Annotated in this window: 22 protein-coding genes; all 22 read left to right on the top strand. The window is 59.4% G+C overall.

Features of this window, described 5'->3' with window-relative positions; translation table 11 throughout:
• Positions 1-24: 24 nt before the first annotated feature.
• A complete protein-coding gene (locus ACSQ83_RS31405) occupies positions 25-753 on the top strand; it encodes an SDR family oxidoreductase (RefSeq protein ID WP_414953801.1) in 729 nt (242 codons plus the stop codon).
• A 104-nt stretch (positions 754-857) separates the two neighbouring features.
• Positions 858-2,501, top strand: coding sequence for an FGGY-family carbohydrate kinase (locus tag ACSQ83_RS31410; protein WP_436230804.1), 1,644 nt, complete (start codon positions 858-860; stop codon positions 2,499-2,501).
• A 417-nt stretch (positions 2,502-2,918) separates the two neighbouring features.
• Positions 2,919-3,962 carry an NAD(P)-dependent alcohol dehydrogenase gene (locus ACSQ83_RS31415; RefSeq protein ID WP_414953799.1) on the top strand — a complete coding sequence of 348 codons (1,044 nt, stop codon included), beginning with the start codon at positions 2,919-2,921 and terminating at the stop codon, positions 3,960-3,962.
• A 36-nt stretch (positions 3,963-3,998) separates the two neighbouring features.
• A complete protein-coding gene (locus tag ACSQ83_RS31420; RefSeq protein ID WP_414953798.1) occupies positions 3,999-4,316 on the top strand; it encodes a hypothetical protein in 318 nt (105 codons plus the stop codon).
• Entirely contained in the window at positions 4,313-5,302 is a 990-nt protein-coding gene (locus tag ACSQ83_RS31425; RefSeq protein WP_436230805.1) for a CobW family GTP-binding protein, read from the top strand. The genes ACSQ83_RS31420 and ACSQ83_RS31425 overlap by 4 nt, the downstream gene beginning before the upstream one ends.
• A gap of 41 nt (positions 5,303-5,343) precedes the next feature.
• The gene (locus ACSQ83_RS31430) at positions 5,344-6,390 is read left to right on the top strand and encodes a WD40 repeat domain-containing protein (RefSeq protein WP_436230806.1); all 1,047 of its coding nucleotides are present in this window, start codon (positions 5,344-5,346) and stop codon (positions 6,388-6,390) included.
• A gap of 40 nt (positions 6,391-6,430) precedes the next feature.
• Positions 6,431-6,643 (top strand): hypothetical protein, encoded by a 213-nt coding sequence (locus tag ACSQ83_RS31435; RefSeq protein ID WP_414953795.1) that lies wholly within the window; start codon positions 6,431-6,433, stop codon positions 6,641-6,643.
• 571 nt (positions 6,644-7,214) lie between these two features.
• On the top strand, positions 7,215-8,885 hold the full coding sequence (locus ACSQ83_RS31440) for an aromatic/alkene/methane monooxygenase hydroxylase/oxygenase subunit alpha (RefSeq protein WP_414953794.1): 1,671 nt from the start codon (positions 7,215-7,217) through the stop codon (positions 8,883-8,885).
• A gap of 71 nt (positions 8,886-8,956) precedes the next feature.
• Positions 8,957-10,048: an NADH:ubiquinone reductase (Na(+)-transporting) subunit F gene (locus ACSQ83_RS31445; protein ID WP_414953826.1), complete on the top strand. Its 1,092-nt coding sequence runs from the start codon at positions 8,957-8,959 to the stop codon at positions 10,046-10,048.
• Between the two features lie 62 nt (positions 10,049-10,110).
• Positions 10,111-11,196: a toluene hydroxylase gene (locus tag ACSQ83_RS31450; protein ID WP_436230807.1), complete on the top strand. Its 1,086-nt coding sequence runs from the start codon at positions 10,111-10,113 to the stop codon at positions 11,194-11,196.
• A 54-nt stretch (positions 11,197-11,250) separates the two neighbouring features.
• Complete coding sequence (locus tag ACSQ83_RS31455; protein WP_414953792.1) at positions 11,251-11,604, top strand: MmoB/DmpM family protein; 354 nt, start codon at positions 11,251-11,253, stop codon at positions 11,602-11,604.
• 99 nt (positions 11,605-11,703) lie between these two features.
• Positions 11,704-12,723 (top strand): amidohydrolase family protein, encoded by a 1,020-nt coding sequence (locus ACSQ83_RS31460; protein ID WP_414953791.1) that lies wholly within the window; start codon positions 11,704-11,706, stop codon positions 12,721-12,723.
• Positions 12,720-13,505, top strand: a complete 786-nt coding sequence (locus ACSQ83_RS31465) for a metal-sulfur cluster assembly factor (protein ID WP_436230808.1) — start codon at positions 12,720-12,722, stop codon at positions 13,503-13,505. Before ACSQ83_RS31460 ends, ACSQ83_RS31465 begins: the two co-directional genes overlap by 4 nt.
• A 45-nt stretch (positions 13,506-13,550) precedes the next feature.
• A complete protein-coding gene (locus tag ACSQ83_RS31470) occupies positions 13,551-15,188 on the top strand; it encodes a molecular chaperone GroEL (protein WP_414953789.1) in 1,638 nt (545 codons plus the stop codon).
• A 481-nt stretch (positions 15,189-15,669) separates the two neighbouring features.
• Entirely contained in the window at positions 15,670-17,745 is a 2,076-nt protein-coding gene (locus tag ACSQ83_RS31475; RefSeq protein WP_414953788.1) for a sigma-54-dependent Fis family transcriptional regulator, read from the top strand.
• A 1,270-nt stretch (positions 17,746-19,015) separates the two neighbouring features.
• Positions 19,016-20,428 (top strand): MFS transporter, encoded by a 1,413-nt coding sequence (locus tag ACSQ83_RS31480; RefSeq protein ID WP_436230818.1) that lies wholly within the window; start codon positions 19,016-19,018, stop codon positions 20,426-20,428.
• Between the two features lie 52 nt (positions 20,429-20,480).
• The gene (locus ACSQ83_RS31485) at positions 20,481-21,290 is read left to right on the top strand and encodes an N-acyl homoserine lactonase family protein (RefSeq protein ID WP_414953787.1); all 810 of its coding nucleotides are present in this window, start codon (positions 20,481-20,483) and stop codon (positions 21,288-21,290) included.
• A 41-nt stretch (positions 21,291-21,331) separates the two neighbouring features.
• Positions 21,332-21,658 carry an NIPSNAP family protein gene (locus ACSQ83_RS31490; protein ID WP_414953786.1) on the top strand — a complete coding sequence of 109 codons (327 nt, stop codon included), beginning with the start codon at positions 21,332-21,334 and terminating at the stop codon, positions 21,656-21,658.
• A gap of 124 nt (positions 21,659-21,782) precedes the next feature.
• Positions 21,783-22,667 carry an NAD(P)-dependent oxidoreductase gene (locus ACSQ83_RS31495; RefSeq protein WP_436230809.1) on the top strand — a complete coding sequence of 295 codons (885 nt, stop codon included), beginning with the start codon at positions 21,783-21,785 and terminating at the stop codon, positions 22,665-22,667.
• Positions 22,668-22,690: 23 nt separating this feature from the next.
• Positions 22,691-24,121 carry an aldehyde dehydrogenase family protein gene (locus ACSQ83_RS31500; RefSeq protein WP_436230810.1) on the top strand — a complete coding sequence of 477 codons (1,431 nt, stop codon included), beginning with the start codon at positions 22,691-22,693 and terminating at the stop codon, positions 24,119-24,121.
• Positions 24,122-24,160: 39 nt separating this feature from the next.
• Complete coding sequence (locus tag ACSQ83_RS31505; protein ID WP_414953783.1) at positions 24,161-24,556, top strand: carboxymuconolactone decarboxylase family protein; 396 nt, start codon at positions 24,161-24,163, stop codon at positions 24,554-24,556.
• 61 nt (positions 24,557-24,617) lie between these two features.
• Positions 24,618-25,961, top strand: coding sequence for an MFS transporter (locus ACSQ83_RS31510; RefSeq protein WP_414953782.1), 1,344 nt, complete (start codon positions 24,618-24,620; stop codon positions 25,959-25,961).
• Positions 25,962-25,965 lie beyond the last annotated feature (4 nt).

The following is a 25,965-nucleotide window of genomic DNA, read 5'->3' on the forward strand; positions in this document are numbered from 1 at the left end:
ATCCGCAAACTTGGAGAGCAGTAAATGACTGACATGATGAAGGGAAAGGTTGCCGCCATCACGGGAGCGGCGTCGGGTATCGGACTGGAGTGCGCGCGCACGCTGATCGCGGAAGGGGCGAAGGTGGTGCTGGTCGACCGCGCCGGAGACAGGCTCGCGCAACTGTGCGCGGAACTGGGGCCGAACGCGTTCCCGCTGGTCGTGGATCTGCTGCAGCCGTCGGAGGTTTCCGGAATGCTGCCGAAGATCCTCGATCTTGCCGGCGGCCTCGATGTCTTCCATGCCAACGCCGGCGCGTACGTTGGTGGTGAAGTGATCGACGGAAATCCGGACGAGTGGGATCGCATGTTGAACCTCAATATCAACGCTGCGTTCCGATCGGTCCACGCCGTGCTGCCGCACATGGTCGCGCAGAAATCGGGCGACATCATCTTCACAAGCTCTATCGCCGGGATTGTCCCGGTTGTGTGGGAGCCGATCTACACCGCCTCCAAATTCGCGGTGCAGGCATTTGTCCATACGATCCGGCGTCAGCTTTCCAAGCATGGTGTGCGGGTAGGCGCGGTGGCTCCCGGCCCGGTTGTCACGGCGCTGCTCGACGATTGGCCGAAGGCGAAGATGGACGAGGCGCTTGCCTCGGGCAGCCTGATGCAGCCCAAGGAGGTCGCCGACGCGGTACTCTTCATGTTGACGCGGCCGCGCAACGTGACTATCCGCGATCTCGTGATCCTTCCAAACAGCGTTGATCTCTGAAACGCGTTGAAGGACGCGCAAAAGAGGCGAGCCCGGTTTGTGTGCGGTGCGGCTCGCCATCCACCTTGGACGCACCGTAACAAGCATCTAGCAGGCAGTGAGCCATGACAGCAGAAAACCCGACCGCCAAAGCGACAGACAGCACGCGCGATGCGAAATATGTCGTTGGCGTGGACGTCGGCACCGGCAGCGCCCGGGCCGGAATCTTCGACCTTGCCGGCCACATGATGGCCACGGCCAAGCGTGACATCACCCTGTATCAGGCGAGTGGTTCCATCGTCGAGCAATCGAGCGGCGAGATCTGGAATGCCGTCTGCGATGCCGTGAAGGATGCGCTGTCGCAAGCCGCGGTGTCAGCGGATCAAGTCGCCGGCATCGGCTTCGACGCCACCTGTTCGCTCGTCGTGCTGGGCGAGGGCGGCCAGCCCCTGGCCGTGGGTCCCTCCGAGCAAGCTGAGCGCGACATCATCGTCTGGATGGATCACAGGGCCGTGGCGCAGGCAGAGCGCATCAATGCGACAGGACATGAGGTGCTGAAATTTGTTGGCGGCAAGATATCGCCGGAAATGGAGACACCCAAGCTGCTGTGGCTCCTTGAGAACAGGCCGAGCGTCTTTGCTGCGGCATGGCAATTTTTCGACCTGACCGACTTCCTGACGTGGCGCGCGACCGGGGACCTGTCCCGATCCACCTGCACGGTGACCTGCAAATGGACCTACCTCGCGCACGAACGGCGCTGGGACGAAAGTTACTTCCGTAGCGTTGGCCTGGACGTGCTGGCGAACGAAGCCTTTGCTCGCATCGGCCAGAGCGTTGTCGACCCGGGAACGCCATTGGGAAGCGGGCTAACCGCGAATGCCGCCGCGGAACTCGGCCTCCGAACCGGAACGCCGGTTGCAACAGGCGTGATCGATGCCCACGCCGGCGGGATCGGCACAGTGGGCGCTGACGGTAAGTCCGAAGCCAACCTTGGCTATGTCTTCGGCACCTCTTCGTGCACGATGACCACGACTCGCAGCCCGGTCTTCGTACCCGGCGTATGGGGTCCCTATTTCTCGGCGATGGTGCCGGATGCATGGCTTAACGAAGGCGGTCAATCGGTGGCGGGCGCCGCGATCGAACATCTTCTTTCGATGCACCCCGCGACGCCCGATGCCCGGCAACAAGCTGAGCAGGCGGGTCAGTCCTTGCCGGTGATGCTCGCTACGCTCGCGGAGCAGGCTGCCGATAGTTTGTCGGAAGCCGTGTTGCTGGCGAAGGGCTTGCATGTCGTCCCGGAGTTCCTGGGAAACCGTGCGCCGTTCGCCGACCCTCACGCACGCGCCGTGATCGCGGGCCTTGGGATGGAGAGCGATCTGGACAGTCTGGTCGCGTTTTATATCGCCGGCATTTGCAGTATTGGATACGGCCTTCGTCAGATCATCGAAGCGCAGACCGTAGCGGGCGCTCCGATCGAGCGCGTGGTCATCAGCGGCGGTGCGGGGCGGCTCGATCTCGTCCGGCAATTGCTCGCGGACGCGACGGGAAAGCCCGTGCTGGCAACGCAAGCGGAAGAGCCGGTTTTGCTAGGCGCCGCGATGCTAGGCGGCGTGGCTGGCGGCTTGTTCGATAACGTGCGCTCGGCGATGACCCGGATGTCGCATATCAGCAAGACCTACGAGCCGGCTATAGGCGATATTGCGGCACTGCACGAAGCACGGTATCAAGCGTTCAAGCAGTTGCAGAGCGTTGCCAGAGAGATCCGCTAAAAGCGGCGCGAAGGTTAGCAGTCGACACAAACTGCCTACTGACGCAGCGTTCTAATCCATCACACTTAAGCCCTCGCGAGAATGCCAACGGTAAGACGCTGGCATCCTCGCTCAGCGCATCTGTCTCATTTCGCGACAGGTTCTTTAGCCGCCGCCAGACCAAGCGTCCGATTCTGCGACAGTGGTCGAATTCCTCACGCTCACCACGCTGGCTGTCCACGCAGCAGATTCCTTTTGCCTGTAGGCGCCAAGCCTCTGTTTATGGGAAGTCCGTGTCATCGGCATGGAGATTGCATAACGGTCAGCGATAATGTAAGCGATAAAAAAACGCGTAGGAAGAACCGGCAAGCCTGCCTGCAGCGTCCAGGGCCGGCAAGTTCCCATGCAAGCGGTCAAGCCTTTAAAAGGAGACGAAACGTGAAAGCTGCAGTGCTGCATGAATACGATGAATCATTGAGCCGTGACGAGTTCGTGCGTTACGAGGATGTCGCTGATCCGAAGATCGGAAAGGCCACCGACGTGATCGTGCGGATTGGCGGCGCGGGTGTTTGCCGTACCGACCTGCACGTGGTCGAAGGCATTTGGCGCAGCAAGGTTGACGTGGCGTTGCCCTACATCATGGGCCACGAAAACGCGGGCTGGGTCGAAGCGGTGGGCTCCGCCGTGGAGAGCGTCAAGGTGGGCGACGCGGTGATCTGCCATCCGCTCGTGACTAGCGGTCACTGCCTGGCATGCCGGCGCGGCGACGACATGCATGCAACCGACAGTAGTTTCCCGGGCATCAACGCCAATGGCGGATACGCCGAATATCTCCTGACGGGTGAGCGTTCTCTGATCAAGCTGCCGAAGTCGCTGGCGCCCAAGGACGTCGCGCCTTATACCGATGCCGGATTGACCGCGTACCGCGCTGCCAAGAAGGCCTCTCGCCATTTGCTGCCCGGCCAGTTTGCGGTCGTGATCGGCGCCGGCGGCTTGGGACACATCGGCATCCAGGTGCTGAAGGCCTTGTGCGCTGCGGAAATCATCGTGGTCGACCGCTCGGACACCGCGCTGAGTCTGGCGAAGGAATGCGGCGCGGACCATACGGTCAAGGGCGGTGGCGACGAAGTGGAGAGCGTGCTCGCGATGACCGGCGGCAACGGCGCGGAAGCGGTCATCGATTTCGTCGGTGAAGGTGACGCGATCGCCAAGGGGCTCGCCATGACGCGTAACGGCGGGTTCTATTACATCGTCGGATATGGCGGGAAGATCGAATTGCCGACCATCGACATGATCACCAGCGAGAAAACAATCGTCGGCAACCTGGTCGGCACTTATCCGGAGCTGGTCGAGTTGATGGCGCTCGCCGATCGCGGACTGGTGCATCTGGCGACGAAGGAATATCGCTTGAGCGATGCGAACCAGGCGCTCAAGGACTTGCATCACGGCAAGATCAGGGGCCGCGCGGTGCTGATTCCCTAGTGAGTGACGTAATTTAACCGGACTAGGGAGGGCGCTGTGACGCCGCAGCAAAATTCATTGCCGATTCCTGAACGCGTGCGCCTGGTCATTGCATTGACCGAGGTGAATTCCCGGTATTTGCGGGGCGAAAATCGCTGTGCCGGCGCGGAGATCGAGTTGGCATGTGCGCTGGCGTGCGAGAAGCGCGAAGGCGTAACGCCCGACCGGACGCGGGACATCGTGCAACTGCGAGCGCGGCTGGACGCATCACAAAACGAATTGCTGGCCATTGAAGCCGAGCGCGACTGGCTTGAAAACGAGCTCGCGAATTTCGACACGGCAGAGCCCAACAAGAAACCCGGGGAGTGGCAATGAATCGAATTCCGGTCACTGTGCTTACCGGGTTTCTCGGCGCAGGCAAAACCACGCTGCTCAATCGCATCCTGAGTGAGCAGCATGGCCGGCGCTATGCGGTGATCGTCAACGAATACGGCGAGCTCGGCATCGACGGTGCGCTGGTGGTGAGCGCCGAAGATGAGGTGATCGAGTTAAATAACGGCTGCGTATGCTGCAAAGTGCGCGGCGACCTGATCCGCGTAGTGTCCGGACTGATCAAGCGCAAGGGCGGTTTCGACGGCATCCTGATCGAGATGTCAGGGCTGGCGGACCCGGCGCCCGTGGTCCAGACATTCTTTATTGACGATGCCATTCGCCAGCGCACGCGGCTCGACAGCGTGATTTGCGTAACCGACGCGCTGCACCTCCAGGCATGTCTGGCCGACAGCCGTGAGGCCGCGGAGCAACTGGCACAGGCAGACATCGTACTCCTGAACAAAACCGATCTCGTCGATGCGAACGGCCTGGTTTCGGTAGAGACGGCTATCCGAGGCATCAACCCCACTGCGGAGTTGCTGCACAGCGTCCGCTGCGCGGTGCCGCTGGCTTCGCTGCTTGATCGGGGCGCGTTCGATCTCAAGCGCCTGCATCTTTCAAACTCTTCCGACGATGCAGACGAGCGGCCCTTCCGCCATATATCCGTTGGTCCCGGCCGGCATAGTCATGGCATAGATTGCGTGTCGCTGCGTGTTGAGAAACCGCTGGAACGCAGCCGTTTTCTTTCGTGGTTGCAGCAACTGGTGGTCGAGCAAGGGCAGGATCTGCTACGGGCCAAAGGGATTGTCGACCTGTCGGGATCGGAGCGCCGTTTCGTGTTCCAGGGCGTGCATATGACCATGGATACGGACTTCGACCGGCCGTGGCGGCGGGATGAAGTACGCGATAGCAGGCTGGTGTTTATCGGCCGCAATCTTGACCGGCTTGGCTTGCGGGAAAGTATCGGCCATTGCCAGACCGACTCATGAATGCGCCGCCGCCTCTGATCGAGTTGCTCGGAGCCTATTGGATGACGGAGGCCCCCGTTGTCGCGCTAGCGTGGGACTTTGCCGGTCGCAATGTGGGATTTGCGCTGGGTGACGGCACGGTGGCGCTCGCGGCCGGGGAATGGCCCGGCGGTCCGGCGCTCAAGCCCCGCGAGGGCGGTGGCGTCGAGTTCGTGCAGCCGCGCGAACCGCCGGCGCCGGTCGTCCGCTTCAGCGTGCATGATGGAACTTGCCTCGCGCTTGCCGCGGATCCTGAAGGCGGTTTTCTCAGCGGCGGAGATGACGGGCGTCTCGTCCATCTGAAGGCGGATGGTACGAGCAATGTGCTCGTCGATGCCGCTGGTGAGTGGATCGATCTCGTGGCAACAAGCAGGACCGGCCGTGCCTATACGACTGGCCGCCGGGTGCACTGGCTGGGAGCGAAACCCGCTAGTCTGGCGTTAATGGGTTCGGCAACCGCACTCGGCTTTAATGCCTCCGGCGACCAGTTGGCGATCGCCCATCACGGCGGCGTCACGCTATGGCCCGTCGACACCCATGTTCCCCGCTTGCTCGCATGGCCCGGCTATCACCGCAGCGTGGCATGGAGTCGCGACGGCCGTTATATCGTGAGCGGCATGGAAGAGAATGCCCTGCACGGGTGGCGCCTGCCGGACGGCGGCGACATCGAGATGGGCGGTTATCCCGGGCAACCCGGGTCGTTATCGTTTTCGGCAGATGGCCGGGTGCTGGTCACGAGCGGCGGTCCGCGCGCGGTGTGCTGGCGATTCGATCCTCCCGGCGGGGATTCTCAACCCAAGGAATGTGGCATTACGGGCAAGACGCCGGTCACTGAGGTTGCTTGTCATCCCACGCATCCACTGATTGCCGTTGGTTATCACAATGGCGCGGTACTGCTGTGCCAGTCGGGCGGCAGTGATTCGCTGTTCGTCAAGGGCGCTGACGGCAGCCCTGTGAGTGCCATCGCCTGGTCGCCCGACGGCGGAAGGCTCGCGATGGGCACTGAAGCCGGCGCGATTGGCCTCGTATCGTTGCCGGAGGCGCTGTTTCATTTCGCAAGCCCGCGATGACGGGACAGACAACATCCACTACATAAAGAAGGAGACAACCATGAGCAATGAACAGCTTACGAAGGACCAGTTCTTCGAGCGCCTGGGAGCGATTGGAGACGAAATGACCGCGGCTTACGGCAAGGACTTCGCGATGGGCGCTTTGGTGCTCGCCGCACGTTTTATCGCCGAGAAGAAACCGAATGGCGACGTTGATGCCTCTCCCCAGAGCGTGATCTATACGGGCGAGAAACGTGGAGGCGTGGGGCTGTAAGCGGTTTGTGCTGAGTTGATCAGAAGGGAATGCTGCAAGGCCGGAGTCCGGATTAAATATTTTGGCATCCTGATTGAGCGGACGATTTCAAGTTGCCGCCGGGTGGCCTCCAACGTCCTCTGAATTGCAACGCACGGTAACCATGATCGTCCCAATATCGGACAGATCCGCTGAAAGCGAATGTCGCATAACAAAACAGAATGAGCTGCCCGCGTCCCGCTCACACAACGCCAAATATCGCACAGCCTTATGAGGCGGCCTTAGAGCCTCGTTGGCATGCTAATCGCTCTAGAAGTACAGATCGAGACCCACGTGTCGATGATCCCAAGTACACAAAAACCGAAGTACACAAAAACGACAGGAGGCATGGATCGTGAAGACTGGACCGGGAACGCCGTCTGTTCAGCACTCCCGAACCAATGATTTGTTCGCGACCGTGACCGCCGGCCTGTGTTGTTGATTGTTGACTCTGGCCGTGGCATTAACCGGCCCTGCCCGTAGCGCCGCCGTACAACGGTGAAATAAACCGCTGAATACGACGGTGAATCGTGAAATGGAAAAGGAGAGCTCAATGTCTGACGGATTAACCCTCAACAAGATCACGTCCCAGCGCGGGATCAGTATCGGTGAAGCGGCACGCCGCGTTGCCGACCTCGGCTGGACGCCCAGTTACGTTCAGGAGGCGATGACCTTCCCGACCGACTACAAGATCAGCAAGGCGCCGCGCGACCCGATGAAACAGGTGCTGCGCTCCTATTTTCCGATGCAGGAGGAAAAGGATAACCGCGTCTACGGCGCGCTTGATGCCGCGTTGCGCGGTGACATGTTCCGCAACGTGCAGCCGCGCTGGGTCGAGTGGATGAAGCTGTTCCTGGCGATCATCCCCTTCCCGGAAATTTCGGCGGCGCGTTCAATGGCGATGCTCGGCAGACTCGCGCCCGGAGAAGAGCTACGCACGGGTTTCACCATGCAGATGGTCGACGAGTTCCGGCACTCGACTATCCAGATGAACCTCAAGAAATGGTACATGGAGAACTATATCGATCCGGCCGGGTTCGATATCACCGAGGCGGCATTCGGCAAGTGCTATGCAACCACGATCGGCCGACAGTTTGCCGAAGGGTTCCTGACGGGTGACGCAGTCACGGCGGCGAACGTGTTCCTGCAAGTGGTCGCGGAAACGGCGTTCACCAACACGCTGTTTGTCGCCATGCCTTCGGAGGCCGCGCGTAATGGCGACTATGCATTGCCGACGGTGTTCCTCTCGGTGCAGTCCGACGAAAGCCGCCACATTGGCAATGGCCATTCGCTGGTGATGTCGGTCATCAACGATCCGGACAATCATCTGTTGCTCGAGCGCGATCTTCGTTACGCCTTCTGGCAGAACCACGCCATTGTGGATGCGGCCATCGGCACGTTCATCGAGTACGGCACCACGGATCGGGATAAAAACAAGGAGTCGTATGCGGAGTTGTGGCACCGGTGGATCTATGAGGATTACTACCGTACCTACATGCTGCCGCTCGAAAAATACGGCATCAAGATTCACCACGATGACGTTGGGGCGGCGTGGGATCGGCTGGTCAAGAAGAATTACGTCCACAAGGTCGCCCAGTTCTTCTCGGTAGGCTGGCCGGTCAACTTCTGGCGTATTGAAGCGCAGACAGAAAAGGACTTCGAGTGGTTCGAGCATAAGTACCCGGGCTGGTACGCCGAATTCGGCGACTACTGGAAGTGGTACGCGAAGAAGAGCATTCCCGGCGAGACGAACATGCTGTTCGACCAGGAAAACGGCTATGTGTACCCGCACCGTTGCTGGAGCTGCCTCGTGCCGTGCCTGATCCGCGAAGACTTTGTCGTCGATGAAGTCGATGGTCAGTTGTTCACATATTGCTCGGAGTTGTGCCACTGGACCCACAAGGTAGCGTTCGCCTCGGAATACGAAGGGCGGCCGACGCCGGCCATGGGACGCTTCAGCGGACGTCGCGAATGGGAAGAGTGCTACCACGGATGGGATCTTGCCGATTGCATCAAGGATCTCGGTTTTGTACGCAGCGACGGCAAGACCCTGGTGCCGCAACCACATCTCCAGTTCGACGACAGGAACATGTGGACCCTCGACCATGTTCGCGGGCACGTCATCCAGAGCCCGATCGTCCTCCTGCGGGGGATGACGCCGGAGCAGCGCGAGAAGCACATCGCTGAATATCGAGCCGGTTTCAAGATCAATCCGGTGAACTGACGAAGCGATGCCGTCCGGGAGTGGCTGGTAACGACCGCTTCCGGACGGATCAGGGGGAAACGATGAGCAGCATGACCGATGTGCAATGGAAGAGGGAAGCCATGCCGGAGACAGTCGACTACCAGACCGTTCATATAGTGCGATTCGAGCCTGTTGGCGTCGAGATGGAGGTCGCCGAGGGCGAGACCGTGCTCGATGCCGCGTTTCGTCAAGGCATCTCGGTGATGCACGGATGCAAGGAAGGACAATGCAGCAGTTGCAAGTCCCTGCTGATCGAAGGCGACGTCGAGTTGAAGAAGTACTCAACCTTCGCGCTGCCTGACTATGAACGTGAGACGAATCACATCTTGTTGTGCAGGACGCTCGCGTTCAGTGACCTGACGGTGGAACTGCTGAACTACGACGAAGACCTGATGCGCCGCTCAATCGCGGTGAAGGAATTCGGGGCGACGCTGACAAAGATCAGCGCGCTGACGCACGACATCAGGCTGCTCGAGGTGGAACTGGACCAGCCGCTGCGGTTCTGGGCCGGTCAGTACGTTGACCTGACTATTCCGGGGCTGGACATCACGCGGTCTTTCTCCATGGCAAGCGTACCCAGCGAGCCAGGCGGTCAGACAAGTCTCGCGTTCATCATCAAGAAGTACCCCAATGGCGCGTTCTCTTCCCAGCTCGATGACGGCCTCAAGCCGGGCGACCGGCTGGTGGCGAAAGGACCGTACGGCACCTGCTTCCGGCGGGAAGAACAGCCGGGGCCCATGGTGCTGGTGGGCGGTGGTTCCGGCATGTCTCCCCTGTGGTCGATCCTCAACGATCTGGTCCAGAGCGGCGAGCAAAGGCCGGTGCGATTCTTCTACGGTGCCCGTACCCGTCGCGACTTGTTCTATATCGACGACTTCGCCGCGCTCACGGAGAAGCTATCCGACTTTCGCTTTATCCCCGCGCTTTCACATGCTGAAGCGGGCGATGACTGGACCGGCGAGACCGGCTTCATTCACGAGGTGCTCGCACGGACCTTGCGCGAGGAAGGGCTTGCCGGCGAGATCGATGCCTATACGTGTGGCCCGACGCCGATGATCGACGCGGTCATGCCTGTGCTGCAAATGGCCGGTGTTTCGCCCGAGCGGCTTTATTTCGACAAGTTCACCCAGGCCGTCCGCTAACCGGCGCCCCAGCCGGTTGCAGACCCGAAGTTCCGATAAATGAAGGACGAAGGAGGAGCGACATGAGCACCACGATAGAGCAACCGGCACCGCTGGCATCAGGCGCGGCCGGCGCGGCCCAGTTCGCTGGCTGGGACAGCCGCAAGTACAACTACTTCGAGCCGAAGGGCCGCAAGGCGTCCCACTACGAGGACATGACGGTCGACGTCCAGCCGGATCCGAAGCGCTACCTGCTGCAGGACTGGATCATCTCGTTCGCCGATGGCACGCCGACCTACTCGGAAACGTGGACCGCGGCCAAGTGTACGGACTGGCACAAGTTCCGCGCAGTCGATGAGGAGTGGGAGCGTACCCACTATCAGCGCCAGTCCACCATCATCGGCATGATCAGCAGCGCGATTGGCAATGCCCGGCGCTCGGGCGCGGTGAAACGCTTCGACAAGACCTGGCTCAAGTTGCTTGAGCAACATCTTGGCGCTTACAAGCATGCAGAGTTCGGCCTGGGTACGGCGACCATGCACGCGCAGCGTTATGGCGTGACGCAGATGATCAACAGCGCCATCCTCACCAACGCATCGTACAAGCTGCGCTTCGCACAAGACCTGACGCTATACCTGGGTGAGATCGCACTGGACGCGCCGAATCTCGACCTCGACGCCGGCAAGGCTCACTGGCTGACGGACCCGATCTGGCAAGACACGCGCCGGGCCATAGAGGCTATTGGCGGGGCGACCGACTTCCTTGAAAAGTATTTCGCGGTGAACGTGGTCTTCGAGCCGCTGGTGGCCGACTTGTTCCGCAGCGGTTTCGTCATGCAGATGGCCGCATCGCAGAACGACTTCCTGACGCCTACGGTGGTTTCCGCGGCCGAGGGCGACTATGAGCGCAACCTCGCCAATGCAGTGGAGCTGTTCCACATGCTGGCGAACGACCCGAAGCATGGGGACGCCAACCGCAAGTTGTTCGGCGAATGGCTCGAAAAGCACGGCGCCCTCGCGTCTGAGGCAGCGAAGCGGCTGCAGCCGATCTGGTCGATCCCGCATGTCAAGGTGGTGCAGTTCAACGACTCTTTGAACAGTTCGATCGAGCGAGCCGAAATGATTGCCCGGGAGATCGGCATTCATTTCCCGCTGACAATCCGGGCCTGAACCATCCCTTGGCAATTTCTTTCAATTTGAGCTAACCGGGAAGAGGAGTACACGATGTCAGTGCATACCGACAACATCTTCAAGTCGATGAAGGACGTTCGTTTCGAGCAGACCATTTCCCATCAGTGCGGCGTCACCATGAACGATAGTGTCGAGGCACGCGCTATTGCAGAGCTGATGGCGCATAAACCCGGCATCACGGTCACCTACCTGCCCGCGATGATTCGTATAGACGGGCAGGGAAAGATCGAGTTCAAGATGAGTGAGATCAGCGAGTCGCTGGGCCGCGAGATGACGCCGCATCTGTTCGAGATCTCCACTTCGACCCACTACGGGCGAATGGTGATGATTGACGACGACACCGTCGCGCTGTTCGGCAATATGGACGACGCCATGGCTTACGAGTGACCCCAGGCCCCAACCGTACTGCAACTCGCGACCGGCTTTGCAAGACCTTTGCGGGACATGTTGACCGGTCGCTTTTCGCATAACCATGGAGACAATGTCATGTATCGAACCACGGACGGTGAAGAGATCTTCATCATTGACGGGCACGTCCATCTTTGGGACGGCAGCAAGGCCAACTTGAAGAACGTGCATGGCCAGCAGTTCATTGATTGCTTCTATGCTTACCATTCGAACCTGAGCCCCAAGGAGTATTTGTGGCCCAAGGAGAAGTTCGACAAGTACGGTGAAGAAGCCATGTACGAGGACTTGTTCGTCAAAGGCTACGACGACATGGCGATCTGCCAGCCGACATACTTGACGGACTTCTACAAAAACGGCTTCAACACGACCGAAGCAAATTATGTGTTGAAGGGGAAATATCCGCATCGGTTTATTGTCAACGGCGCGTTCGATCCGCGTGACGGCGAGGCCGGGCTCGATCGCCTTGACGAGTTGTCGGAGAAGTACAAGATCCAGGGCGTCAAGCTCTATACCGCCGAATGGCGCGGTGACAGCAAGGGTTACAAGCTCTCGGACCCCGGCGTGCAGAGGTACTTCGAGCGCTGCGAAAAGCTGGGCATCAAGAACGTCCACGTCCACAAAGGCCCGACAATCCTGCCGCTGAACCGCGACGCCTTCGACGTGGCCGACGTCGACGACGCAGCGACCAGCTTCCAGAACCTGAATTTCATTGTCGAGCATTGCGGCTTGCCGCGCCTGGACGATTTCTGCTGGATCGCGACGCAGGAAACCAACGTGTATGGCGGTCTTGCGGTGGTGCTGCCGTTCATTCACACGCGCCCCGAGTATTTCGCTCATGTGATTTCGGAACTGCTCTTCTGGATTGGTGAAGACAAGATCCTGTACGGCAGTGACTACGGCATTTGGTCGCCGAAGTGGTTGATCGAGAAGTTCATGGCGTTTGAACTCCCGGAATCAGTCAGCAAGGAAACGGGCGTTCAACTGACGATGACCGCCAAGAAGAAAATTCTTGGGCTCAATGCTGCACGCCTGTATGGCATCGATATAGATGCGCAAAAGAAGTTGCTGGCCGAGACGCAGCAGACTGCCACGGTATGACCATCATGGCTGCCATTGCTGCGGTGGACCGGACCGCGGAGGTGTGGGCGCGGCTAGAGTCCGTCATCGATCCCGAACTCGATGAGTCGGTGACGGAACTGGGTTTCGTCACCGGTGTCGAGGTCGACGCCGGCGGCGACGTGAAGGTCGATTTCCGGTTGCCGACCTACTGGTGCGCCGCCAATTTCGCTTTCTTGATGGCCGACGACATGCGTATTGCCGTCGCAGCCTTGCCGTGGGTGGGGAGGGTCACGGTGGGGCTCGGCGAGCACATGTATGCCGACAAGATCAATCACGGCGTCGCGGCGGGGCATTCGTTCCAGGCTACGTTTGGAGATGAAGCCAATGGTGAGGAACTGGAGGAAGTTCGCCGGATCTTCATGGTCAAGGCTTTCCAGCGACGGCAGGAAGCGCTCCTGACTTATCTGCTCGATCACGGGCATGAACCGGCGGTGTTGCTGCAGCTAACGGTGGTCGAACTTGCCGCGCTGCCGAGCGATTCCGATGGTCGCCGCTTGATTGCTCGCTATCTGGAGCGGCGCCCGGTCATTGGGTCGGATGCGGACGAGACGGCCTTCGTCGACCAGGATGGTGCCTTGCTCAATGCCGCGCAGATCCACGCTTATCTTCGCGCCTTGCGGCGGGTTGGCGTCAACGCCGAATTCAACAGTGCGCTGTGTCGCGGGCTACTGGCCACGCGATACGGCACGGAATGCGGGCCCCAAGTGGAGGTCAAACCGGTACATTTCGTTCGCTCTATCAGCACAGCCAGATCAAACTAAATTGATTTGTTATCCGAATCAATCATAAAAGGGAGACGCACAACCATGCCGAATATCATGTTGCACGACGACGAGGCCCGCTCCGCTCTGGGCCGCGGCGTGGCCAAGCTCGCCAAGGCGGTACGTGGCACGCTGGGTCCCCGTGGGATGAATGCAATCATCGACCGGCCGATCGGAACGCCGATCATCTCGCGCGATGGCGTGAGCATTGCCAACGAGATCGAACTGGAAGACGTGTTCGAAAACATCGGTGCGCAGGTTGTCAGGGAGGTATCGAAGCAAACCAACGAAGTGGCTGGCGACGGCACTACGACAGCGACTGTCCTGGCTGATGCACTGGTTCAGGACGGCCTTGCCTGTCTCGCCGAAGGAGCCAACCCGGTTGAGCTGGTGCAGGGCCTCGAAGCCGCTGTGACCGAGGTTATCGCCGCGCTCAAACGTTCGGCGACGCCGCTGCAAGGAAGCGACGAGGTGCGTGCCGTTGCTATCGTGGCGGCTAACGACGAGATTACGGGCGCAATGGTCGCTGAAGCACTGGAGCGGGTTGGTCCCGACGGCATCGTCGACGTCGAATTTGGAACGACGGTTGAAACACGTCTGGAAGTGGTCGACGGCATGGCCTTCGATCGTGGTTACCTGTCGCATCATATGGTCACGGACCTCGAGAGAATGCAGGTGGTACTCGATAACCCGTTCATCCTGATGACCGATCAGCGGTTGCAGTCAATGGAAGAGGTGGCGGCAATCCAGGCGCTCATAGCGCAAAGCAAACGCCCGCTGCTGATCATTGCGGAAGAGGTGGCACCTGCGTGTGTGGTCGGTCTGCTCGCGTGGCGAGACAACGGTGGAGTTCCGGTGGCGGCCATCCATCCGCCCGAATACGGGCACTGGCGCAAGGCGATGCTCGAGGATATTGCGATTGTCACGGGGGGCCGTGTGATCGCGCGTGACCTGGGTGGAAAACTGGAAACCACGGAACTGCGCGATCTGGGGAGCGCCCGGCAAGTGCGCATCTCGGCCAACCAGACCATCATTACTGCCGGGGGCGGCGATCAGGTCGGCATTGCCGCGCGTCGCCAGCAGGTTGCTCGCCAGTACGAAATGGCGCCGGAAAATGTTGAGCGGGACAAGTTCCAGGTGCGCCTCGCCAAGTTGTCCGGGGGCACTGCAATGATCCTGGCGGGCGGCGCTACACCCGTCGAACAGAAGCGCCGGGTTCACTTGATCGAGGACGCGATCAACGCGGCGCGTGCGGCTATTGCCGAGGGTGTCGTTCCCGGAGGAGGGATGGCTTTACTGCGAGTGTCCTCCGAACTCGAAGGGATCGTTTCAAGGACCCAGGGGAGTGTCCAGCAGGGCGCGAGACTGCTGCAACGGGCGCTGATGAAACCGCTCTTTCACATCGCGACAAATTGCGGGCTGAACGGCGAGGCGATTGTGGCCGAGGCGGTGCGTTCGAAACCGGGCATGGGACTCGATGCGCGCACAGGTGCATTCGTGAACCTGGTGGAGGCGGGGATCATCGATCCGGTGAAGGTCAGTTATAGCGCGGTGCGAAATGCCGCGTCGGTGGCAGGTTTGATCTTGACAACCCAAACGCTGATTGCGAAGAAGCCGGAGACGATCGATCCTACGGCCGGACCTGCGCTTGGCGGTGGCGCCGAATTGTTCGGCCGGAAATAATCGGGCTGTGACCGGCGTCCATGCGGAGGCCGGTCGGGGAAATTTCAGTAATTCGGTATCCGAAACAGATCGTAGCGTTTCTTTTTAAGGGAAGCCGGCAGAGGTACTTTGCCGGCTTCCCTCGTTTTTTTGATTCCCAGCTTACAACGCTTCAAGCGTATTTCACGTGAACGCGTGGCTTGTCTAACTGTGCCTTGTAATAGCGGGCTATTACATCGATAAGCCGTGAGTCGTTTTCTCCGAAAATATGCTGCAAGGGACGGGACTATGTCGGCAATGTGTCTTGCAAAAGAATAGTTGGGCAGGCCGTGTTTTCCCGAGCGGACCTGGTCAAAAGCTAGGCATATACTAGTCCGTGGTGTTGCTGCCAGCTTACAGAATTGCATAACGAAAAGCGCCAGCTGCAACGCCAGAAAAGCGAGTCACGACGAAGCCTGCCTTAAAGGGGTTTCGCGTTGGCCAATCGCATTGGAGGAGACTTGTGGCGAGACACCAAATTGAGAGTGCATCGGTTCCTGGCCATCAGGCCGTGATGCATGAGCTAATGTCGCAGGCGCAGCGCGCCGACATCCTCCACTCTGACCGCGACACCATGCGCGCATGGGAGCGTTTCCTGGCGGGCGAGTCCTCTGTGGCGGTTCCTTCGGCCCTCATTGCATCGTGGCAACGTAGTCTGGAGTCCGGCGTTAATCCATCTGCGAGTCTCGCGCCGTTTGCGGTACATGGCGATGCTGTCGAGGCTTTGCGGTGGCGTCATCGGGAGTTGCTGGCGGCGTCGGACCGGTTGTTTGCCGCAACGGCGGATCTCTTCGCGGATTCCGGCTCCATGCTGCTCCTGACTAATCAGGATGGTGTGATTCTTAAAGCGGCCGGGGACCTTCGCACGTTGACGGCCGGCGAGAAGATCCATTTGACCACCGGCGGCGACTGGCGCGAAGCAATGGCGGGCACTAACGGCATTGGGACCGCGCTCGCGACCGGCGAGCCGACGTACATTCATGGTTCAGAGCATTTCTGCGAAGGCATCAAGTCATGGAGTTGCGCGGCGGCGCCGATTTATGAACCCGGTACCGGCTCGATCATAGGTGTCCTCGATATTTCCGGACCGCCATCGACTTATCAGATCAATAACCTGACGTTGGCGATAACGGCGGCGCGCCAGATAGAAATGGTGCTGGCCGAGCAGTCCGCGCGCCAGCATATGCGTCTATTGGCGTTTTGCCTGCAGCAGCTTTCATCCTGCGATGCTGCGGGGATGATCGCTATCGACCGGCGCGGCCGGCTCGTTCACACGACAGGCAGGGTGCCGCTTCCCGTCGCCATAGGAGAGCGGTTCCCCGGGATGGATGAGAGTTCTGCCGTGGAGGACTGGGCCCGGCATTTACCCCAGGGTTTGCGTGCTGAATGGTTCAGCCCGGTTGTGGTGGAAGGCAGCACGATCGGCGCAATGCTGGTTGTTCCCGCGATCCGGTCGCGATCCACACACAAGCGGACGGCAGAGCGTATCAACGCGTTTGGGAGCGCGGCGGGACATCAGGATGGAGGCCAGGGTGGAAGCGAACCCGGCAGCGAGGCTGACCCGCAGCGGAACTGTTTCGCTCAGATACTCGGGCAGAGCGCGCCGATGCTTGCCGCGGTCAATCGAGGTCGCCAGCTTGCGCGCAGGCGCGTGCCTGTGTTGATCGAGGGTGAGACCGGAGTCGGCAAAGAGTTGTTCGCGCGGGCAATACATGGCGAGGAACGTGGGGGCGGAGCTTTTGTCGCTTATAACTGCGGGGCGGCGTCGAAGGAACTGATTGGCAGCGAGTTGTTTGGGCATGTGCATGGCGCATTTACCGGGGCGACTGCGGAAGGCCGGCCGGGCCGGTTTGAACTGGCGCACGGCGGAACCTTGTGTCTCGATGAAATTGGCGAGTTGCCGCTCGAATTGCAACCTGTGCTGTTGCGCGCGCTTGAGGAGGGGGTGGTTTATCGGTTAGGGGACACGCAGCCACGTCGCGTTGATGTCCGTTTGCTGGCGATGACTAATCGTAATTTGCATGACGAAGTAAAGTCAGGGCGGTTCCGTGGCGATCTTTATTACCGCATTAGTGTTACTCGCATACGGATCCCGCCGCTGCGCGAGCGGGACATCGACATTGATCTTTTGGTCGAGCATTTCAACCGTCGGTTGGCGCTTCGGCATGCGGTTCCTGTGAGACGGCTGAACCCCGACGTCATGGCGGTGCTGCGCGCGTATTCCTGGCCGGGCAATGTCAGGGAGATGCGCAATATTATTGAGAACTTGCTGTTGACTTCGCGGGAGGAGGAGATCGGGCTCGACGAATTGCCTGCGGAGTTGCTTGCCGAGACGGAGACTGTTGGTGTGGCGGAGCCGGTGTTGCTTCAGTCAACGAGTCTGGAAGACACGGAGCGCGCGGCCATTGCTCGCGCGGTGTATGGCGCTCATGGGAATCTTGCGCAGGCGGCGCGTTCGCTTGGGGTTTCTCGGAGTACGTTGTACAGGAAGATCGAGGTTTATCAACTCGAGGGGATTGTTAAACCGGTTGGTGAGTGAATGGTGCGAGAGGGGGCAGTTCTTGCGGTCCGGGTTGGTGCCAGGTGGCTAGGTTCTTGCGGTAGCGGTCGGGGTCAGTGCTGGGTTGCACGGGTTCTGCGGTAGCGGTCTGATTCATTGCCGGGTTGCTGCTTTTTAGGTTTTTGCGGGTTATGTGTTGGCTGATCTCTTTATCACTATTAGCCACTGCGCGTGGCGGCGCGTCATTTCTTTGTCCAAAGCGACAAAGAAACGAAGCAAAGAAAACGCTTTCACCGCTCTACCCTAAGTGTCCACAGCGTGCAGTTTTGATTCATGGGTGCCCCAAAAGCACGGTGCTCGCCAGAGCCACGGATGTGTGAACCCCTCTTTCTCCGAACACGGATACCCCACGCTGCGCCACCAGTGTTTGAACCTGCCCAAGGGACACCCCGCGCTATCCGCGGAAAACACCCCATCAAATAGGTTCGCATACCGAATCATATAGGAAACCAGACAAGAAGCTGGGTTATTGAAACGGGTGGGACTGTACGCGACGAAAATGTTGCACCGGCTAGGAAACGCCTACCAAAAATGAAGCGGTCAATTTGCCTACAGCCTCAAGGTACTTCACGGAAGTAGTACACGGCATTGCTGGGCAGGCCACGCAACTAACCCGTATGAACTCAAGAACTGAACCGTTTTCATGAGCACGGCTTTGCAAACTGCGGCTAACTGAGCAAACGAAACTGAACTGCAAATAGGTGTGGGGCCGAGCGGGTTTGCTTGGCAATAGTGCTTGCCCGAGAGCGTACGGGGCGAAGCGTTTTACTGTCAGGATTCGCGAGAAAGAGGGGTTCACACATCCTTCGCTCTGGCGAGCACCGTGCTTTTGGGGCACCCATGAATCAAAACTGCACGCTGTGGACACTTAGGGTAGAGCGGTGAAAGCGTTTTCTTTGCTTCGTTTCTTTGTCGCTTTGGACAAAGAAATGACGCGCCGCCACGCGCAGTGGCTAATAGTGATAAAGAAAACATCCAACATAAAACGCGCGAAGACCTGGAGAGCAGCAACCCGGCAATGAATCAGACCGCTAACGCAGAACCCGTGCAACCCCAGCACCGACCCCGACCACAAACCCCAGAACCCCGACCTCAACCCCGACCATATCCGGCGCCTGATTCGCCAAAATCATCTTCTTGACGGATTGTATGATAGACATATAATAAGTTAAAAACCCGCACCGAAAAAAACGGGCAGCTGGCATCGATCCGGCAAAAAAACCAGCTACAAACCAGGAGACAAATGTCGATGCTAGCCGAAGCAAGTATTGGATATCGCCTTGACCGGTTGCCGCTCTCGCGTTTTCACTGGCGACTACTCGGCCTCGTCGCCGCAGGCATGTTCTTTGATTCATTCGACATTTACATCGCCGGTGCCGTACTAGCGGCCCTCATCCACAGCGGCGAATCAACACTTCAACTCAACGCGGGTTTCGTCTCCGCAACCTTCATCGGCATGATGGCCGGCGCCTGGCTGTCAGGCCTGCTCGGTGACCGCTTCGGCCGACGCTTCTCCTATCAGTTCAACCTCGGCGTGTACGGATTCGCATCGATTGCCGCCGCTTTGTCCCCGAATATCTACTGGCTGATTTTCTTCCGCCTGGTAATGGGCCTTGGCATGGGCGCCGAGATCGTGGTCGGCTACGGCACGCTCAGTGAATTCATACCAGCATCGTGGCGCGGACGCTTCGGCACTATCCTGAACCTGATCATCAACACGTCGCTGTTCTTTTCCACCTTCATCGGATGGCTCATCATTCCCCATTACGGCTGGCGCTGGATGTTCGCCATCGCAGGCGTCGGCGCACTGATCGTCTGGTTCCTGCGCAAGTCGATGATGGAGTCGCCGCGCTGGCTGGCATCGCGAGGGCGCACCACGGAAGCCGAGGAAATCGTGACGCGGATCGAGACGGCTTGCGGAGTGACCCCAGGCTCACCGGACTATCCGCACGTGACCGTGGACCTGCTGTCGCGTGACACCGCTCCAGAAACACCCGCGCAGTTGGCTGACCTGTTTTCGCGTCGGCTCATCAAACGCACGATCACCGGTATCACGGTCCTGATCGGACTGTTCACGGTCAATTACGCATTCGTCAGCTGGATCCCGACCTTCCTGGTCAAGCAGGGACACAGCGTCTCCAACTCGCTAGGCCTGACGACCTTGATGTTCGCAGGCGGCCCGCTGGGCTCGTTGATCGCCTTCGGACTCGCCGAACGCCTGGGCAGGAAGTGGGGCATTGTCGCGTTCTCCCTAATCGGAATTGTTTTCGCCGTTGCATATCCGTTCGCGCAATCGCAGGTCATGATTACGGCTTGCGGTTTCGCGATTACCGCGTGCATCTACGTGCTCTCATCGTTCAGCGTGGCGAGTTACGTCCCCGAACTTTTCCCAACAGAAGTCCGCTTGCGCGGCTCGGGTCTGTGCAACACGATCGGCCGCGGCTTCAACATCCTGGTGCCGTATCTCGTCGCCATGGCGTTTGCATCGTTCGGCATCGTTGGCGTGGTCTCGATGATCGCCGGCACCCTGCTGCTGCAAGCGCTAATCGTGGCGGCCATTGGACCGGAAACCAAGAACCGGTCGCTCGAAGAGATCGCCGGGGCAGCAACAGTCGAAACGCCGTCCGATGCGGACACGACTCCGGCCACTGCACTCAAATAGCTTTCATTCGAAAGCCAACTCAAAGCAACTTGCATCGCAAGGAATTCCTGTCATGCCAACGCTTGAAAACTATCGCATCTTCGCAGTGAAGTACGCGCACCACGCGCGCCGTTCCACCGAGAACTTCATAGGCGGTGATTCGCACGATGTCCCCATGCCACTCGATTATTTCGTGTGGGCGGTCGTCGGCGAGTCGCGCACGTTCATCGTGGATACGGGGTTCGACACCAGCATGGCGCAGCTACGCGGCCGCACCATTACCAATCCGGTCGAAGAAGGCCTGAAGCGGATCGGCATCCGGCCGGAGTCGGTGGACGATGTCATCCTCACGCACATGCACTACGACCACGCAGGCAATCGCTCGCTCTTTCCGAAGGCTCGGTACCACTTGCAGGACAAGGAGATGGCCTATTGCACGGGTCGCTGCATGTGTCATCACGCACTGAGTCATCCATTCGAACCGCAAGACGTCACCGCGATGGTCGGCCGGGTGTTCGAGGGACGCGTGGAGTTTCACGATGGCGATTCGCAACTCACGCCCGGCCTGAGCGTGCATTGGGTCGGCGGTCATTCGAACGGCCTGCAGGTCGTGCGCGTTCACACGGAACGTGGCTGGGTCGTGCTTGCCTCCGACGCCTCCCACTTCTACGCGAACATACGCGAGAACCGGCCGTACCCGATCGTCTACAACGTCGGCGACATGCTGGAAGGCTTCAAGACTGTCATGCATCTGGCGGACTCGCCCGATCATGTCGTGCCGGGGCATGACCCCGAAGTACTCAAGGTCTACGCGCCGCATGACCGCGAAACCGAAGGCTGGATCGCACGCCTGGATGTGGCGCCGGGCGTGGGGTCACGTTAGTCGCCCCTGATTTCTATTCTTACCCGACGGAGAGCAGCACCATGATTGTAGAAATGCGCGTTTACCACTGCTTGCCGGGCCGTTTACCTGCCCTTCAGGAACGTTTCAGCACCACGACACTAGGCTTTTTCGAAAAATATGGCATCGAACAAATCGGCTTCTGGACCACGCTGATCGGGCCCAGCAATCACACGCTCACCTATCTGCTGAAGTGGCAAAGCCTCGCCGAACGCGAGACCAAGTGGAATGCGTTCCAGGCCGATCAGGAATGGATCGCCAAGCGCGCGGCGAGCGAGGCCGAGAAGATGATCGTCGAGCGAATCGAGAATGTCTTTCTCACACCGACAGCTTTCTCCGCATTGAAGTAAGGCAGGGAAAACCCGAATCAATTGTCTATCGACTGATTGTCATACAATCGGATAGACTTATTGCATGGACGCGGCGAGACATCGCCGCCTGTCAACTTTGAGTTCTATCGGAAAGGCAAGGCAGATGACGCGACCGCAACGGATTGGTTTTATCGGGCTGGGAATGATGGGCGCGCCCATGGTGCACTGCTTGGCGAAAGCGGGCTTTGAACTCTTTCTCGCCGATGCCGACACGGCTCGTTCGGATGCGCTCGCGAAGGAAACTGGCGCGGTGCAACTGGATGCGAACAACGCCGCATCGCTTGATGTCCTGATCACCATGTTGCCGAATTCGGCAATCGTGGAAAGCGTGCTGCTCGATGGCGATTCCAAGGCCTGGGCGCGTCTTTTGCCCAAGGGCGCGGTTGTGATCGACATGAGTTCATCGGAGCCGGAGCGTTCGCGCAAGCTGGGCGCTACGCTCGAGGAGATGGGGCTCGACTATCTCGATGCACCTGTTTCCGGCGGTGTGAAGAAGGCGAAGGAGGGCACGCTCGCCATCCTCGCCGGCGGTGACGCAGCGGTCCTTGCGACCTGCAAGTCCGTACTCGAAGCAATGGGCGAGAGTGTCCTGCATATCGGCACGGCGGGCTCCGGGCACGCAGCGAAGGCGCTGAACAATTACGTCTCGGCAGCAGGCCTGATGGCGACGGTAGAAGCGCTGCACATTGCAGAGCGTTTCGGAATCAACCCGGCTGCGATGACAGATGTGCTGAATGCATCGACGGGGCGCAGCAATACCTCGGAGAACAAGGTCAAGCAATTCATGCTCTCGGGTTCGTATGCATCCGGCTTTGCCTTGCAGTTGATGAACAAGGATTTGAAGATCGCGCGCGCATTGTCCGAAGCAGTGGGATATCCCATGAAGCTCGGCATGACGTGCACGACAGTCTGGGACGAGGTGTCTCGACGCTCGACGCCCGCGACGGATCACACCGAGATGTACCGGCTGCTGGCAAGCGACGAATAAACCCGCAAACGGAGAGGACGAACATGTCTCGTGCGGCACAGTTTTATATCGATGGACAATGGACCGATCCGGTCTCGCCGGCCTGGTTCGACCTGATCGATCCGGCAACGGAAAGCAAGATCGATCGGCTGGCGTTAGGCAATGCAGCCGATGTCGATCGCGCGGTAGTTGCCGCCCGAAAAGCATTGACTGCTTACTCGGCGACTTCGGTTCAAGAGCGCATCGACTTGCTCCGGCGCATCCTTCAGATCTACGAGCGGCGCTATGACGAATTTGCCGAAGCAATGCGGATCGAGATGGGCGCGCCAATCGCATTTGCACGCAAGGGACAAGCAGCGCGAGGCCCTGCGCACCTCAATGCATTGATCAATGTTCTCGAAAATTTCGAGTTCGAGGAACAGCGTGGCACAACGCGCGTGCGTCTGGAACCCATCGGCGTTTGCGGACTCATCACGCCCTGGAACTGGCCGATCAACCAGATTGTGGTGAAGATCGCACCCGCATTGGCCGCGGGTTGCACGATGGTGCTCAAGCCGAGCGAATATTCGGCGTTAAGCGCGCTGTTGTTCGCCGAGGTCGCGCATGAAGCAGGGGTGCCGCCGGGTGTGCTGAACGTGGTAAATGGCGACGGACCGGGCGTGGGCGCAGCGATTGCATCGCATCCGGATATCGACATGGTGTCGTTCACCGGTTCGACGCGCGCGGGCATCCTGGTCGCCAAGATGGCGGCGGAAACGGTCAAGCGCGTGGCGCAGGAACTCGGCGGCAAGTCCGCGAATATTCTGCTCGACGACGTGAACCTGGACGATGCCGTCACGCGCGGCGTGGCCGCGTGCTTCACTAATTCCGGACAATCCTGTTCGATCCCCACCCGCATGCTCGTGCCGCGTCACATGATGAACGACGCAGCGCAGATCGCGAAAACGGCGGCATCGACCTACAGCGTGGGTGCAACAGACAGTGAGGCCACGCAGCTCGGACCGCTCGTCAACCGCAATCAGTTCGAGCGCGTGCAGGTGCTGATTCAGAAAGGAATCGACGAAGGAGCGCGACTGGTTGCCGGAGGAACGGGGCGGCCGGACGGGTTTTCGAAGGGCTACTACGTCAAGCCGACCATCTTCGCGGACGTCACGCCCGACATGACCATTGCGCGTGAAGAGATCTTCGGGCCAGTGCTGTCGATCATGGGCTACGACACTGAAGATGAAGCGATCAGGATCGCTAACGGAACAGATTACGGTTTGGCGGCATACGTGCAGTCCGGCGATATTGAGCGCGCCCGGACAATTGGCCGCCAGCTTCGCGCGGGTGGCGTCCACCTGAACTATCCCGTGGCCGATTTCAAAGCTCCCTTCGGCGGTTACAAACATTCGGGAAATGGCCGCGAATGGGGCGAAGCGGGCCTGCGCGAATACCTCGAAACCAAGGCAATGGTCGGCTACGGCAACGACTGAAGCAACCGCTCATTTCGCAACGCAAGAGGACATTAAGCAATGGACGACAACGCACGTTTTGACAAGGGCTTCGAGAACCGCAAGGAAGTGCTCGGCGCACCGCATGTCGAGAAGTCCTGGGCGAACGCGGACGACTTCAACCGGCCGATGCAGAAGCTCGTCACGGAGTACGCATGGGGCGAGATCTGGGGTGATCCGACCTTGACGTTCAAGACCCGCAGCATGCTCAACATCGGCATGCTGACCGCCATGAGCCAGCATCACGAGTTGTCGGTGCATGTGAAGGGCGCGCTCAAGAACGGGGTCACGAAGGAGGAGATTCGCGCGGTGCTGATGCAGGCCGCCGTGTATTGCGGCGCCCCGCTGGCGCTCGCGGCCTTCCGGGTCGCGACCGATGCAATCAAGGCCTACGAAGCCGACACCGTCAAGGGCTGAAGTTCTGCCCCTTTTAATAAGCATCCGCGAGCGATGCAACACGACATTATTGGAGACGAGCATGGAAGCAATCACGACAGACGGCGCCGCAAGAGCGGCGACCGCGCAGTCCGTCGATGAGAAGCGCCGCAACGCGATCAAGGGCGCGTTCTTCTCTGAATTCATCGACATGTTCGATATCTATCTGCCGGTCGTCGTACTCGCTCCGGTGCTGTTCTTCTTCCAGCCGCCGCACCTCGCACCCGGCATGGAAGCAATCCTCGCTTCGCTCGTTTTCATCACTACGTTGCTGGGCCGGCCGATCGGCGCGCTGCTATTCGGCATGGTCGCGGACCGGGTGGGACGTCGTCGGGCGTCGATCCTTTCGGTCTCCGGATTTGGTGTCGTCACGCTAGCGATCGCACTGCTTCCCGGCTACGAAACGCTGGGTATCGGCTCATACTGGCTGCTCGTGATCCTGCGTTTCATCGACGGTATTTTTCTCGGCGGCGGCTATACAGGTGCAATGCCGCTGGCCATCGAATATTCGAAGAAGGAGCAACGTGGTTTTGTCGGCGGACTGATCATTGCCGGATTCCCGGCGGCTTACGTAACGATCAACCTGGTTGCCATGCTGATGTTCGCCGTGTTCCCGCTGAACGGCCTGCATTCACCCTATGTGCAATGGGGCTGGCGTATTCCGTTCGTCATCGGCGCGGTATTGGCGGGCATTCTTGCGATGTACTACGTTCATAAAGTCTCCGAATCGGAGATATGGGAGAGCGAGACCGGCGAAAAGAAGCCGGAGAAACTGCCGCTTTCCGATCTGCTTCGCGGCAAGAGCGGACGCAACCTGCTGCAGGTCCTGCTGATGATGTCGGGCTTCTGGCTCACGCAAAATATCATCACGATCTTCATGCCGACGGGCCTGCTCGTGCGCACGCTGCACCTGACCGGTTTCCAGATGTCGCTTACCTTGCTGCTCTCCTATTTCGTGCTGTTTTTCAGCTATATCGGTTCGGGAATGCTCGGGCAGAAAATCGGCCGCCGGACATTTTTCGTGATCGTCGGTCCATTGATCGCAACGGTGGGCGCCGTCATTCTCTATGTGCTTTCCAACAATGACGGCTTGTCCTTGCCGGTCATCATGCTGCTGGTCATGCTGCTCTCGGTGCTGGTCACTTCACCCTGGGGCGTGATCGTGACTTACATCAACGAGCGCTTCGTCACCGATGTGCGCGCTACCGGGTTTGGCGTGGGCTTCAGCCTCTCGGTGATCATCCCGTCGTTCTACGCGTTTTATATGAACTGGCTGGGCGCGTTCATGCCGTTGCGGCTCACGCCGGTAGTCCTGCTGTGCATCGGCGGCGTGATAGGTACGGTCGGCGCGCTGATGGGTCCGGAAACGAAGCACGTCGACTTTTGAACTT

The organism is Caballeronia sp. LjRoot29 (assembly GCF_964252755.1).
Classification (GTDB): domain Bacteria; phylum Pseudomonadota; class Gammaproteobacteria; order Burkholderiales; family Burkholderiaceae; genus Caballeronia.